Source organism: Curtobacterium sp. MCPF17_046 (genome assembly GCF_003224295.1).
GTDB lineage: Bacteria > Actinomycetota > Actinomycetes > Actinomycetales > Microbacteriaceae > Curtobacterium.
Genome location: NZ_QKLB01000005.1, coordinates 139,488 through 152,438, shown reverse-complemented (window position 1 = coordinate 152,438; position 12,951 = coordinate 139,488). Strand labels below are relative to the sequence as shown.

Below are 12,951 nucleotides of genomic sequence, written 5' to 3'. Positions count from 1 at the left end.
GTGAGCACGCCGCGGAACGACCGACCGAGGAAGAACGACCTGCCGGAGCGGGCAGGTGGTGCGCGGACAGCCGCCGGTCCGCCCGCCGCCGCCCGCTCCAGCGCGCCGCCGAAGCAGCAGATCGGGCGCTACCGCCGCTGGTACTCGACCCTGCACCCGTCCCTCCAGCTCATCGGGCTGCAGCTCTGGATGCCGCTGTTCTTCATCGTCGGCTTCTGCCTCTGCTACGTCTTCGCCTTCCACGCGCCGCATCCGCACGACGTCCCGGTGGCGCTCGTCGGCAGTGACCCGTCGTTCGTCGCGGCCGTGCAGAAGGCCCTGCCGGGTGAGTTCGTCTTCCACACCTACGACTCGCTCGCGGCCGCGAAGCGGGACGTCCTCGCCGGGTCGATGGCGGTCGCGTACGACCCGTCGGCCAACACCTTCTTCAAGGCCAGCGCGCACCAGTTCCAGGTCGCGAACCTCGTCCCGGCGACGCTGACGGCCGTGTTGACCGGCATCGGGGTCGCGACGCCGCAGGTCACCGAGCTCGCCGCGCTGCCGGCGCGGGACGAGTACGGCACCGTCCCGATGTACGTCATGCTCGCGTGGTGCATCGGCGGCTACATGGTCGCGATGTTCATCGGCATCATGGGCGGTCCTCTGCGGCACCGCACCCGCATGACCGTGATCGTCGTCGGCGGTCTCGTCATCTCCGTCATCACGAACACCCTCGCGGGTCCGGTCGTCGGCGCGATCTCCGGGCACTTCGTGCCGCTCGTGCTCATCGCCTGGGGGTGGATCGTGGCCATCGGACTCGCGGTCAACGGGCTGAGCTACTTCGTCGGCCGCTTCATCGCCGCCCCCGCGATGATCTGCTTCGTGTTCCTGTCGATGCCGTCCTCCGGCGGGGCCTACCCGAAGTGGTTCATGCCGGAGCCGTTCGCGTGGCTGAACCACGTCGTGGTCGGCTCGAGCATGGTCGACATGATCAAGCACGAGGTCTACGGCGTCGGCCCCGGTCCGGCCCGCGGGCTGATCACCATGGCCTGCTACGCGGCCGCCGGGCTCGTGCTCATGTACTTCGGCAAGCAGTGGTGGGAGCGCCGTCGCATCCGGGCGATCCTCACCGGCCGCACCACGATGTTCCAGGATGCGAACACCGCGAACCGCGAGTTCCTCGGTCGTGAACGCGACGCCGAGCTCGAGCGGCACGGCCTGACCTCGACCGCGACCGGCACGCTGCAGGTGGTGCGCGACGACGGGTGGGAGGACGACCGCGCCGGCGGCGACGTGTTCACCGGTGGCCGCGACGGGCTCGAGAACGATCCGCTGGACCGCGGTCGGTAGCGCTCCCGGCGTCGGTATCCTGGGGTGACCATGTCCCGCATCGCCTGGCACCGCCTCCTCGTCACGATCGTCGTCGTCTTCCTCGTGCTCGCGGCGATGTCGTACGTCACGAGCATCGTCCTCGCGCCGAGCGGCGGCCGCAGCGTCGCCGGGCTCTGGGACGGCTGGGCGATGTTCTCGCTCGTGGCCGCGATCGCCTTCGGGGTCGTGGACTTCTTCGTGCGTCCGCTCGGCGGACAGAGCGGGGACGCGGACGTGATGGCCGCGGCCGAGGAGGCCCGGACCGGCAGCACGCGGACACAGCGGTCGCGCTGACCGTCGGTCGACGTCGGGCCCGCAGGCCTCATCGTCCGGCGTCCCCGGCGCTCAGGCCGGTTCCCCGATGCCCGTCCCGGTGAACCCGGCGACCGTCGCGTCGTCCTCGGCGAACACGACCCGCGCCTCGACCCGACCGCCCGCGAGCACACCGGGCAGCCAGTAGCGCGCGTCGTCCCACATCGCCTCGTAGGGGACGGCGTCGACCGGCACCCACCGCGGCTCCAGCTCGTCGCCGCCCGACGGCTCCCCCTGCCAGCGGCGGCAGACGAAGACGTCCGAGACCTGGGACCAGGACGGGCGGAACGGGAACCGGTAGTCCAACGTGCCACGTGCCTCCAGGTCGGCAGCGTCGACGCGGAGACCGACCTCCTCGGCGACCTCGCGGACGGCGGTCTCGACCGCCGTCTCGTCGCCCTCGCGCTTGCCGCCCGGACCGACCACGCGGCCCGTGCCGAGCCCGCGTCGCTTCTCGCCGAGCAGGACCTCCGGCCCGTCCGCACCGTCCCGCAGCAGGTACACGACGACCACGGCCGGGTGCTGGGACTTGCTCTCGTCGCGCTCGGTCATGTGGTCCAGTGTGGCCGATCCGATGACGTACGCTCGTTGCATGGCAGGCGTGCTCTGGGGGCGTCATGGCTGAGTCCCGGAGGGCGGGGCGCAGCCTCGAGGTGCTGCGCGCCGAAGCCGCCGAGGAGATCTCGGTCATCGTCGAACACCGCTGCCGGCAGGGCGACGACCCGTGGGACTTCATGCACACGCTGCCGACCGTGGACGAGCAGGTCGTGCTCATCCTCCGCGCCGAGGCCATGGACGTCGACGTCCGGATCGGCCGCCGGAGCTCCCAGTGGTCGGCGCACCCGGCCTCCGGTCACGGCACCGAACACGGCGAGGAGTACCACCGTCTCCGTCGCATCGCGCTCCAGCACCCCGAGCTGACGCAGGCGGTCTGGAAACTCATGGACGCGCTGCCCGGCGGTCGCTGACCTGGGGTTGGATGGGTGGCATGACCGACACCGTCCTCGCCGTCCTGAACCAGCCCTCGCGGTCCGCAGCCCCGCACGACCCGGAGGCGGACGCCTTCACGTGGGAGAAGCCGCTCGAGGAGCACGTCCAGGTGATGGACCTCGGGCTCACCCGCGGGGACGGCGTCTTCGAGACGATCACGGTCATCGACGGCCGACCGCAGGCGCTCGAGGCGCACCTGGCCCGCTTCGTCCGCTCCGCCGCCAAGCTCGACCTGCCGGAACCGGACGTCGACGCGTGGCGGCGGGCGATCGAGGCCGTCTGTGCCCGGCTCGACCCGGTGCGCGAGGCGTACGCGAAGACCGTGCTCACCCGGGGCGTCGAGGGCCTCGGGCGTCCGACCGGGTGGGTCTACGCGGCGCCGTCGGCCGACCAGACGCGTGACCGCACCGAGGGCATCGGCGTCGTCACGCTCGACCGCGGCTACCGGCACGACGTCGAGCGGACCTCCCCGTGGCTGCTGCAGGGCGCGAAGACGCTCTCGTACGCGGTGAACATGGCGGCACTCCGGGAAGCCGTCCGCCGTGGAGCCGACGACGCGCTGTTCGTCTCGACGGACGGGTACGTGCTCGAGGGCACCCGCGCGAACCTCATCATGTCCGTGGGCGGCCGCTTCGTGACGCCCCGCACCGACATCGGCATCCTCGACGGCACCACGCAGGCCGACGTCTTCCGCTTCGCCGAGCAGGAGGGCATCGAGACCGCCTACGAGCTCGTCACGCTCGACGACCTGCGGGCCGCCGACGCGCTGTGGCTGGTCTCCAGCATCCGGCAGGCGGCACCGATCCACACCGTCAACGGGGTGCGGATCGAGATGGACCTCAGCATGACGGAGCGCATCAACGACTTCCTGCTGGCGCGCGAGGACTGACGCGTCGGACGGGAGGCACGGGGCGGGGGTGCGCCGCGCCTCCCGTCCGACACGGTGTCACCAGCGCGGCGTCGTGACGCCCTGACCGTCGACGTAGGCGAAGACCTGGCGGCCCTCGATCCAGACGCGCTGGGCGCGGCTGGTTGCGTCGAGCGGGTCGCCGTCCCAGAGGACGAGGTCGGCGTCGTACCCCGCGGCGATGCGGCCGACACGGTCGCCGAAACCGAGGATGTCCGCGGGGGCGGAGGTGATCGCCTCGAGCGCGGTCTGCCGGGGCAGCCCGTCGCGGACGGCCATCGTGGCCTGGGTCACGAGCATGTTGATCGGGACGACCGGGGCGTCCGTCGTGATCGCGACCCGGACCCCGGCCGCCGCGATCGTGGCGAGGTTCGGGATGCCGCGGTCACGGAGCTCCACCTTCGACCGGCTCGTGAACAGCGGGCCGTAGACCACCGGGATGCCCTTCTCAGCGAGCAGGTCGGCGATCTTGTGGGCCTCGGTGCCGTGGTTCACGACCAGGCGGTAGCCGAACTCCTCGGCGAGGCGGATCGCCGTCGCGATGTCGTCGTGACGGTGGGTGTGCTGGTCCCAGGCGAGCTCCCCGTCGAGCACGCGCGCGAGGGTCTCCTTCGTGAGGTCACGCTCGAACGGCTCGTCCTTGCGCGCAGCGGCGTCGCGGGCAGCGCGGTAGTGGTCGGCGGCCAGGAAGGCCTCGCGGATGACCTTCGCGACGCCGAGGCGGGTCGACGGCGTCTGGCCCTTCTCGCCGTAGACGCGCTTCGGGTTCTCGCCGAGGGCGCTCTTCACGCTGACGCTGTCCGAGATGAGTTGTTCGTCGATGGTGCGGCCGCCCCAGGTCTTGATCGCGACCGTCTGCCCTCCGATCGGGTTGCCGGAGCCGGGCTTGACGACGATGCTCGTGATGCCGCCGGACAGGGCGTCGCGGAAGCCCTCGTCCTCGATGTCGACCGCGTCGATCGCGCGGACCGCCGCCATGTTCGGGCCGGTCATCTCGTTCGTGTCGTTCCCGGCGGAGCCGTTCGCCTCCTCGTGGATGCCCACGTGCCCGTGCGCCTCGACGAAGCCCGGCAGGAGCCAGGCACCGGCGGCGTCGACGACCGGCAGCCCGTCCGGCGGGGTGACGTCCGGTCCGACGGCGGTGATCCGGCCGTCCTGCACGACGACCGCCCCGCCGTCGAACTCGTCACCCTCGACGGGGACGACGTGGGCACCGGTGATCACGAACGTGTTGTCAGTCATTCCACAACGGTACCGATCGGTGCCCGTACCGGGACGGGTCGGGCCGACCGCGCCGGCCCGGCCCGTGCACACGACATCCGGGTTCTTCGCGGATCGGGCCGCACCGCCACTACCGTCGGCCGGTGCGAAGAACGGGAGGCAGCATGACGGGCACCACGGACACGACCGACAGCACAGTCACGATCGGCAGCACGGACACGATCGGCGCGGACTGGGCGCTCCGTCCCGGGGCGTCGGGTGCACCACGCGCGGCGACCGGGAGCGGGCGTGCCGCGGGGGCTTGGCCACGCCACGGATCGACCACGCGTCCGTGGCGGAGCAACCTGCGGCTGCCGCGCGCCGACCGGATGACACGCTCGGTGCGGTGCGCGGTGCCGCCCGCGATCGCGGAGCAGACGTACGTGGCGCCGCCCGACCTCGCCGCTCTGCTGACACGCGCGACCGACCGCCTGGCGGACCTCGACCGCCGGCTCGGTGACCGCACGGCCGCGTTCGACCTGCTGCTCGCCCGGACCGAGGCGGTCTCGTCGTCCCGGATCGAGGAGGAGCACGCCACGCTCGACGACTACGCCCGGGCGCTCGTCGGCATCCGCGCGAACGGCAGTGCCACGGCGATGGTCGGGGCGACCGCCGCCCTGCGCGGGATGATCACGGCCGCCGGTCGGGGCAGCATCACCGAGCGGTCCGTGCTCGACGCCCACGCGGTGCTCATGCGGGACGACCCGGTGGACGGCCCCGCCGCCGGGCAGTGGCGTCGGGTGCAGAACTGGATCGGCGGCGGGGTGTCTCCCCGGGACGCCGCGTACGTGCCGCCGCCCGCGGACGACGTCCCCGCCGCGATGGCCGACCTCTTCGCGTTCCTCGCGCGGGACGACGTCGACGCGTTGGCGCAGGCCGCGATCGCCCATGCCCACTTCGAGTCCGTCCACCCGTTCACCGACGGCAACGGTCGGATCGGACGAGCGCTCGTCAACGCGGTCCTGCGGCGGCGTGGCGTCACGACCGCGCTCGTCGTGCCCGTGGCCGCCGCCCTGGTCGCCGATCGAGCGGGCTACTTCGCCGAGCTCGAGCGCTACCGGGACGGCGCCGTCGACGGGATCGTCGGCCTGACGGCGCGGGCGGTCGGCGTCGTCTGCGACGAGGTCGAGTTCGCCGCGCTCCGACTCGACGAGATCGAGCACGACCGGAGCGCGGTCCGCCCGACCGGTCACGGACCGCGGGTCACACACCACTCGGACCTCCTCCGCGTCCTCCTGGCCGATCCTGTGCTGACCGAGGCCGCGGTGAGCGCAGCGCTCCCGGCGGACCTGCCGTGGACCGACGCGGTGATCGACGAGCTGGTCGAGGCCGGCGTGCTCCGCCCCGTCACGGAACGTCGGCGCGACCGGGCGTGGGTCGCGGCCGACGTGCTGGCCGAACTCGACGCACTCGCCGAGCGGATCCGGGCGGCAGCGGCACCGGGGTCGTCCTGATGGAGCAACAGACCGGTCGTGGACGCACGATCCACGAGCTGAGGTTCCTGATGGACCGTTCGACTCGACAGCCTGGAAGGAGACCAGTTCGACCGCGGAACGGCCGATTCAGACACCACAGACGGCCATCGGTCGGTTCGGATCGGTACTGACCCAGATGGCGTTCACGTGTTCCCCGTCAGTTCCGACCTGGAAGCGCAGTACACCGTCAGCTCGTGTGACGTCCCACATCGACCCCGGGCCCGAGAAGTCCGGCGTCGAGTTGACCAGCGTCGGGTACACCGCACGGACCTCCCCGATCGTCGAACCGACACCGATCCCAGCTGCCGTCGTCGGGCCGGGCACCAGGCTCGTCGGAGTACCGCCGTCCTCCGCCGTGATCAGAACGCCGGACACCGATCTGACGAGGGCGCCGGAGGTTTCCGTCTCCTCCCAGGCGAGCTCGATGGTCGAGTAGCCCTCGCGTGCCCACGTGCCCGGTACCGTGCACGAGCCTTCGCCTGGTGGAAGCGACCGGTAAGCGACGCGGAGGTCGTCGCCCTCGGCCTCGAACTCACCGCCGATCGCGATCGGTCCGACTTCAGAACCGGAGATGGTCCACGTGGAGGGGTCGTTGAGCGCGAAGGCGCCCTTCGTGCCCGTGGGTGTCGGTGTGGAGTCGGGGATCTCCCGGACCGGTGCCGCTGCCGGCGTGCTCGGCATCGCTGGTCCGGTGGGACTGGGCGACGGCGCGGGGGCCGAGGCCGTGAAGGGCTGCGGGATCATCCCGAGGGCGACAGCGCCGCTCGTGGCGCCGAGGCCGAGCAGCGCGATCACGCCGATCGCGACACCGGCACGTCGGCCGCGACGGCGCGGTGCGGGGCGACGGTCCTCGGCGCGGTCGAGGACCGTGTGCTTCATCGAGACGAGCATCCGCTGCAGGTCGTCTCCGGTGGGGGGCTCAGTGTTCATCGTGCATCACCGCCTTCTTCAGTCGTGCGCGCGAGCGGGAGACCCGCTGGGTGACCGCCCCGACGCTGAGGCCGAGGATCTGCGCGGCCTCGGCGTAGGAGTGGCCCTCGAGCAGGCACAGCTCGCAGATGCGTCGGTCGGTGGGTGCCAGTGCTGCGATCTCGTCGCGGACCCAGCGCAGGCGTTCGCGGGCCTCGTCGGCACCCGGATGCGCCGCGAGCTCCTCGGGGAGCTCGTCCCCGCGGTTCTTCGCCGAGCGTCGGGCCTGGTTGCGGGCGTGGTTGCGGCACACCACGAGCAGCCACGGCAGCAGCGCACTCGTGGCCAGGTCGAGTCCGGCAGCCTTCTGCCAGAGCGTGAGGAAGGTGTCCTGCACGAGTTCCTCGACGTCCTGCCGGCTGTCGGCCAGCGCCCACGCGTAGCGCGTCAGGGTCGGCGCGAACCGGTCGAACGCGTCGGCCAGCGCCGTCCGGTCCCCGTCCGCGAGCCGACGAGCCAGTGCTGCGTCGGCTTCGGTGTCGTCATCCACTGATGCCCCCTCTCACCTGGAAGTGTCGAGAACGACGCGATCATGACAGGCGACGGAGCAACCGACCAGCTCCCCTCCTGCCGACGTGGTGTCGGAGGGGCCGGCCACGGACCGGACTGCATCCCGCGCGAGCATCAGCACGACGAGGCTCGCTCTCCGACGATGCCGGCGGGATCGAGCGCCTCGAGCGTTCCGTCCGGGGTCGGGCCTCCATCCCGAACGCATAGGGTGGGCCGGTGACCAGCGAGCACGACGTGACCACCCCGCCGACCGCCGCCAAGCGGCCCGTGACGCGGACCCACCACGGCATCGACTTCGTCGACGACTACGAATGGCTCCGTGACAAGGAGTCCCCGGACACCGTCGCGTACCTCGAGGCCGAGAACCGGTACACCGAAGCGCAGACCGAGCACCTCGGTGCGCTGCGGGACCGCCTGTTCGACGAGGTGAAGAGCCGCGTGCAGGAGACCGACCTCTCGGTGCCGGTGCGGATGGGCCAGTGGTGGTACTTCACCCGCACGAGCGAGGGCAGCCAGTACGGCGTGCAGTGCCGCGCCCCGATCAGCGGGCCGGACGACTGGACGCCGCCGTCCCTCGACGAGGGCTCAGCCACCCTCCCTGGCGAGGAGGTCGTCCTCGACGGCAACGCCCTCGCCGACGGACACGACTTCTTCTCGCTCGGCACGTACGACATCAGCGACGACGGCAGCCGCCTCGTGTACGGCGTCGACGTCGAGGGTGACGAGCGGTACACGCTCGCCGTCCGCGACCTCGAGACCGGGCAGGACCTGCCCGACACCATCCCGAACACCGGAGCCGGCGCGACGTTCGACCCCTCCGGGCGGTACGTCTTCTACCCGACGGTGGACGAGTCCTGGCGCCCGGACCGCATCTGGCGGCACGAGGTCGGCACCGCGGCGGACGCCGACGTGGTCGTGTTCGAGGAACCGGACGACCGGTACTGGGTCGGCGTCGGGGTCACCCGTTCGTCGCAGTACATCGTCATCGAGCTCGGGTCGAAGATCACCTCCGAGGCGCTCGTCCTCGACGCGTCCGACCCCACGGGCGAGTTCCGTGTGGTGTGGCCGCGTCGCGAGGGCGTGGAGTACGAGATCGAGCACGCGATCGTCGGGGGCAGCGACCGTCTGCTCGTCCTGCACAACGACGGCGCGGAGAACTTCGAGCTGGTCGACGTGCCCGCGGACGACCCGACCTCGACCTCCGACCGCCGCGTGGTCGTCCCGCACCACGAGGAGCGGCGCATCGAGTCGGTGGACGCCTTCGCCGGGCACCTCGCGCTTGAGTACCGGTCCGAGGCGCTCCCCCGGATCGCCGTCATCCCGATCGAGGGCGACGGCTACGGCGAACCCCACGAGGTCCCCTTCGACGAGGCACTGTTCTCGGCCGGACTCGGCGGCAACCCCGAGTGGGACCAGCCGACCCTCCGCCTCGGGTACACGTCCTTCGTGACGCCGTCCGAGGTGAGCGACCTCGACCTGACGACCGGACAGGTGACCGTCCTGAAGCGGCAGCCGGTGCTGGGCGGGTACGACCCGGCCGACTACGTGCAGGAGCGCGACTGGGCGACCGCTGCCGACGGCACCCGCGTCCCGATCTCGCTGGTGTGGCGCAAGGACGCCGTCGACGCGGACGCCCCGGCGCCGCTGCACCTGTACGGCTACGGGTCGTACGAGCACTCGATCGACCCCGGCTTCAGCGTCATGCGCCTGTCGATGCTCGACCGCGGGGTGGTCTTCGCGGTCGCGCATGTCCGCGGTGGTGGCGAGATGGGCCGGCACTGGTACGAGGACGGCAAGACCCTGACGAAGAAGAACACCTTCACGGACTTCGTCGCTGTCGCCGAGCACCTGATCGACAGCGGTCGGACGAGCGCCGACCAGCTCGTGGCCGAGGGCGGCAGCGCCGGTGGGCTCCTGATGGGCGCGGTGGCGAACCTGGCCCCCGAGCGGTTCGCGGGCATCCTCGCCGCGGTGCCGTTCGTCGACGCGCTGACGAGCATCCTCGACCCGGACCTGCCGCTCACGGTGATCGAGTGGGACGAGTGGGGCGACCCGCTGCACGATGCCGAGGTCTACCGCTACATGAGCGAGTACACGCCGTACGAGAATGTCCGCGACGACGTGCAGTACCCGCGCATCCTCGCCGTGACCTCGATCAACGACACCCGCGTGCTGTACGTCGAGCCGGCGAAGTGGACCGCGAAGCTCCGCGAGGTCGGGGCTCCCGTCCTGCTGAAGACGGAGATGGCCGCCGGCCATGGTGGCGTCAGCGGACGGTACGACTCGTGGAAGGAGCGGGCGTTCGAATTGGCCTGGTTGCTCGACGTCCTCGGTCTGGCCGACGTCTCCCCTGCGGCCGCGACGGCGAACCCGATCGCGGCCGGCTGAGCGGACCCCGCGACCGACACGACGACGGCGCGCACCCGACCCGGGTGCGCGCCGTCGTCGTGTCCGACGGTCACACGCGGTTGAGCGCGTGCACCGCCTCGTCGTAGGACTCCTCCGCCAGCCGGACCCGGTCGCCGGCGAGCACGCCGTACCCGAACGTCCCTTCGCCTCCGCGATCGGCGATCCCGGAGTGCGTGCGGAGCGCGTCGAGTGCGTACAGCGACCGCACCCGCTCGGTGAGGACGTCGGCGGCGGTCCCGATGCGCTTCCACAGTGCGTGCGGGAAGGCGTCGTCCCCGAGCACGTCCATCGCGAGTCGTGCGCGCATCGTCCCCTGCCAGGCCAGTTCGGTCGCAGCCCGGTCGGCTGCTTCGCGTGCGGCCGCCGTGTCGGAGGTGTCGTCGGCCACGGCGTCGCGCACGAGCTCCCGGACGTGGGGCTTCACCGTTGCGGTGACGTCCTGGGCGACCTTCTTCGGCGACCGGAGCGCCCACTCGGTCGGGGCGGGCCGCTCGACGGCGTCGTCGAGGGCGTCGAGGAGCTCCAGGAACGGCTCCCCGTGCAGCGCCGCGACGACGTCCCGCACCGCGGAGTCGCGTCGCTCGCGCGTGGCGGCGAGGATGCGTTCGCGGGTCATGGCGTCGACGAGGGCGTCCTGCGCCGGCGTCGACGCCCGCGGCAGCCGCTCGACCAGGTACTCGGCGAGCGCGGCACGGGCGGCCACGTCGGCGAGGGCGTCGGCGCCGGCGACGGCGCGGTCGACGGCGTCACCGGCGGCGAACGCGGGTCGGTAGGTCTGCAGGATCGCTGCGATCTCCAGCGTCGTCGCGGCCACGTCGCGGAGCTCAGCGTTCTCGCCGGAGCGCAGCCGGGCCTCCTGGCCGAGCAGCGCGGAGCGCAGCTTCCCGAGACGCTTCGTGAGGATGCGCGCGGTCGTCCCCTTCTCGGGACGGTCGACGGTCTGGAGGCGCGGTGCCGGTGCTCCGGCGAGCCCGCGTGCCAGCTTGGACGCGACGGCGGCGGGGCCGGCGCCGACGGCCGCGAACCGACCGTCGAGCGCGGCGAAGAGCTCGTGAGCGACCTGTTCGTCCACACCGCCGACGGTCTCGACCTCGACCTCCCGCCAGGTGCGCGGGTCGGCCGGAGCGTCGTCGTCGAGCCGTTCGGCGACGACCCGGTCGTCCGCGAGTTCGGCGATCTGGTCGCCGTCCTCGTCGAGCAGGCGGGTGACGGTGCGGGTGGTGGTGATGCGGACGACCGGGTGCAGTCCGCGGCCCCGACGCTCGGTGAACAGGGCGGCGAGGACCTCGTCGGGCACGGTGTCCGGGTCCTCGGTGAGCGGGAAGTGCTGCTCGTGCCGGACGGTGTCGGACTCGGCGCGCTTGATGTGCCAGCCGGCGTCGTGTCCCCCGGTGCGACGGCGGATGGTGACGTGCGCGGCGACGAGGTCGTACCGCTGCGTGTCCCAGTAGGTGGCGTCGAGCTCGAACGGCTCCTGGTGGTCAGCCCGCATGATGCCGCCGACGCCGATCAGGTCGGGGAGCGGGGCTCCGTCGGGCAGGTCGTAGGTGCGCTCGATCTCGAGGTGGGTGTCGCTCACGCGGTCCTGTCTACCAGGGTGGCGGCATGCTCCTCACCACGGGTGCCTCGGCTGGACCGAGCGGTTCGCCAGGCCAGGAGCCCGGCGACGACCACGGCGAGCCCGAGCAGGGAGATGATGCACGGCTGCAGCCGGATCGGGACGACCACCCACAGCGCGCCGCTCTCGATCAGGGTCGCCACTCCGAGCGGAACGAGCAGGAGCAGCCAGCCGCGTCGTGGCGCCTCGATCGCGACGAGCCAGCCGGCGAGCGCGAGGAGGGACGGCAGCACCGCCGGCAGGATGCTGACGGGCCAACCAGAATCCGGGACGACAAGCGGGGTGACGACCGCACCGACCGCAGCGGCCGCGATCAACGCGGCACCGAGGCGACGGCGACCGGGACTCGATCCGGGCAGGAGCAAGGCCGCCGCGGTCACCGCTGCGCCCGGGACCAGGTACGACAGGAGCCAGAAACCGATCACGCCGACGGTGCGGTCGAGGTCGCTCTCGTACCCGTAGTTGGGCTGCAGGATCAGCCACGGTCCGGTCATCAGGATCGCCAGGACGGCGACCGTGACCAGCACCGGGACGGTGCGGATGGTGTGTGGTGTCGCCGCTTTCGAGAACGGTGCGGTGGTCATGGTCTCTCCCCAGGTGGTACGCCGAACCCCTCGGCGGTGGAACAGTGCGGTGGTGAAGGCGCCGAAGGCCAACGCCGTCGGTGAGAGCCCGAAGTCGGCCGCGTCGCGCAGGTCCGCCTGCCATTGCTCGCGCCGGACCGGGCGGTGCTCGGCGGGTGAGATGGCCACGGCGGCGGCGACGAGGGCGCGGCTGAACGCGGTCACGAGGTCACCGGCCGGGTGCTCGGGCGCGGTGCGGGACGGGTGGCTGCGGCGTCGGCTGTTCGTCGAGCGTCGACGAGCTCGTCCGCAGCTTGACGCCCGTCGGCGGTGAACTCGTAGAGGCGGCGACGGGGCCCGGAACGCTCGGCGTCGTCGTCCCAGCTGGAGTCGACCCACCCCTGACGCTCGAGTCGTTCGAGGATCGGGTACACGGTGCCGGACGGCCGTCCGACCACCTTGATGAGTTGCAGCCCCCAGGCCGGGCCCTCTGCCGCGAGCAGGGCGGTGAGGACGTCGAGCGTCGGAGCGGTGACGCGGAGCAACGGTTCCATGCTCGTAACCTAGCTATGTAGGACAACCCGGTCA

General features: G+C 71.9%; 13 protein-coding genes. 6 read left to right on the top strand and 7 right to left on the bottom strand.

Annotated features, from left to right (window positions below; genetic code table 11):
* Positions 1–1,329, top strand: coding sequence for an ABC transporter permease (locus tag DEJ32_RS06755; protein WP_110900723.1), 1,329 nt, complete (start codon positions 1–3; stop codon positions 1,327–1,329).
* Between the two features lie 30 nt (positions 1,330–1,359).
* Positions 1,360–1,644, top strand: a complete 285-nt coding sequence (locus DEJ32_RS06750) for a hypothetical protein (protein WP_146232769.1) — start codon at positions 1,360–1,362, stop codon at positions 1,642–1,644.
* 51 nt (positions 1,645–1,695) lie between these two features.
* Here DEJ32_RS06750 and DEJ32_RS06745 read toward each other — a convergent pair whose 3' ends face one another.
* Positions 1,696–2,214, bottom strand: coding sequence for an 8-oxo-dGTP diphosphatase (locus tag DEJ32_RS06745; RefSeq protein WP_110900722.1), 519 nt, complete (start codon positions 2,212–2,214; stop codon positions 1,696–1,698).
* 65 nt (positions 2,215–2,279) lie between these two features.
* Between DEJ32_RS06745 and DEJ32_RS06740 the strand changes: the two genes are divergently transcribed.
* Entirely contained in the window at positions 2,280–2,630 is a 351-nt protein-coding gene (locus tag DEJ32_RS06740) for a tryptophan synthase subunit alpha (protein ID WP_110823852.1), read from the top strand.
* Positions 2,631–2,650: 20 nt separating this feature from the next.
* Positions 2,651–3,541 carry an aminodeoxychorismate lyase gene (locus tag DEJ32_RS06735; RefSeq protein ID WP_110900765.1) on the top strand — a complete coding sequence of 297 codons (891 nt, stop codon included), beginning with the start codon at positions 2,651–2,653 and terminating at the stop codon, positions 3,539–3,541.
* A gap of 57 nt (positions 3,542–3,598) precedes the next feature.
* Here the strand turns inward: DEJ32_RS06735 and DEJ32_RS06730 are convergent, their stop codons facing one another.
* Positions 3,599–4,801, bottom strand: a complete 1,203-nt coding sequence (locus DEJ32_RS06730) for an amidohydrolase (RefSeq protein WP_110890547.1) — start codon at positions 4,799–4,801, stop codon at positions 3,599–3,601.
* A gap of 143 nt (positions 4,802–4,944) precedes the next feature.
* On the opposite strand from DEJ32_RS06730, the gene DEJ32_RS06725 reads away from it, so the two are divergent.
* Entirely contained in the window at positions 4,945–6,273 is a 1,329-nt protein-coding gene (locus DEJ32_RS06725; protein WP_110900721.1) for a Fic family protein, read from the top strand.
* Positions 6,274–6,381: 108 nt separating this feature from the next.
* Here the strand turns inward: DEJ32_RS06725 and DEJ32_RS06720 are convergent, their stop codons facing one another.
* A complete protein-coding gene (locus tag DEJ32_RS06720; RefSeq protein ID WP_146234094.1) occupies positions 6,382–7,224 on the bottom strand; it encodes a hypothetical protein in 843 nt (280 codons plus the stop codon).
* Positions 7,214–7,753 carry an RNA polymerase sigma factor gene (locus DEJ32_RS06715; RefSeq protein ID WP_110900719.1) on the bottom strand — a complete coding sequence of 180 codons (540 nt, stop codon included), beginning with the start codon at positions 7,751–7,753 and terminating at the stop codon, positions 7,214–7,216. Before DEJ32_RS06715 ends, DEJ32_RS06720 begins: the two co-directional genes overlap by 11 nt.
* Before the next feature lie 236 nt (positions 7,754–7,989).
* Here DEJ32_RS06715 and DEJ32_RS06710 point away from each other — a divergent pair, with 236 nt between their 5' ends.
* A complete protein-coding gene (locus DEJ32_RS06710) occupies positions 7,990–10,161 on the top strand; it encodes a S9 family peptidase (protein WP_110900718.1) in 2,172 nt (723 codons plus the stop codon).
* A gap of 70 nt (positions 10,162–10,231) precedes the next feature.
* Here DEJ32_RS06710 and DEJ32_RS06705 read toward each other — a convergent pair whose 3' ends face one another.
* The 3 genes from DEJ32_RS06705 to DEJ32_RS06695 are packed head-to-tail and all read right to left on the bottom strand — an operon-like array spanning position 10,232 to position 12,917.
* A complete protein-coding gene (locus DEJ32_RS06705) occupies positions 10,232–11,761 on the bottom strand; it encodes a CYTH domain-containing protein (protein ID WP_110900717.1) in 1,530 nt (509 codons plus the stop codon).
* Positions 11,758–12,588, bottom strand: coding sequence for a hypothetical protein (locus DEJ32_RS06700; RefSeq protein WP_110900716.1), 831 nt, complete (start codon positions 12,586–12,588; stop codon positions 11,758–11,760). The genes DEJ32_RS06705 and DEJ32_RS06700 overlap by 4 nt, the downstream gene beginning before the upstream one ends.
* Complete coding sequence (locus DEJ32_RS06695; protein WP_110890540.1) at positions 12,585–12,917, bottom strand: PadR family transcriptional regulator; 333 nt, start codon at positions 12,915–12,917, stop codon at positions 12,585–12,587. Before DEJ32_RS06695 ends, DEJ32_RS06700 begins: the two co-directional genes overlap by 4 nt.
* Between the last annotated feature and the right edge of the window lie 34 nt (positions 12,918–12,951).

What these genes read in the sequence shown, in the direction of transcription:
- DEJ32_RS06745 (WP_110900722.1), bottom strand. Translation starts at nt 2,214, where the DNA reads ATGACCGAGCGCGACGAGAGCAAGTCCCAGCACCCGGCCGTGGTCGTC.
- DEJ32_RS06695 (WP_110890540.1), bottom strand. Translation starts at nt 12,917, where the DNA reads ATGGAACCGTTGCTCCGCGTCACCGCTCCGACGCTCGACGTCCTCACC.
- DEJ32_RS06725 (WP_110900721.1), top strand. Translation starts at nt 4,945, where the DNA reads ATGACGGGCACCACGGACACGACCGACAGCACAGTCACGATCGGCAGC.
- DEJ32_RS06730 (WP_110890547.1), bottom strand. Translation starts at nt 4,801, where the DNA reads ATGACTGACAACACGTTCGTGATCACCGGTGCCCACGTCGTCCCCGTC.
- DEJ32_RS06735 (WP_110900765.1), top strand. Translation starts at nt 2,651, where the DNA reads ATGACCGACACCGTCCTCGCCGTCCTGAACCAGCCCTCGCGGTCCGCA.
- DEJ32_RS06750 (WP_146232769.1), top strand. Translation starts at nt 1,360, where the DNA reads ATGTCCCGCATCGCCTGGCACCGCCTCCTCGTCACGATCGTCGTCGTC.
- DEJ32_RS06720 (WP_146234094.1), bottom strand. Translation starts at nt 7,224, where the DNA reads ATGAACACTGAGCCCCCCACCGGAGACGACCTGCAGCGGATGCTCGTC.
- DEJ32_RS06740 (WP_110823852.1), top strand. Translation starts at nt 2,280, where the DNA reads ATGGCTGAGTCCCGGAGGGCGGGGCGCAGCCTCGAGGTGCTGCGCGCC.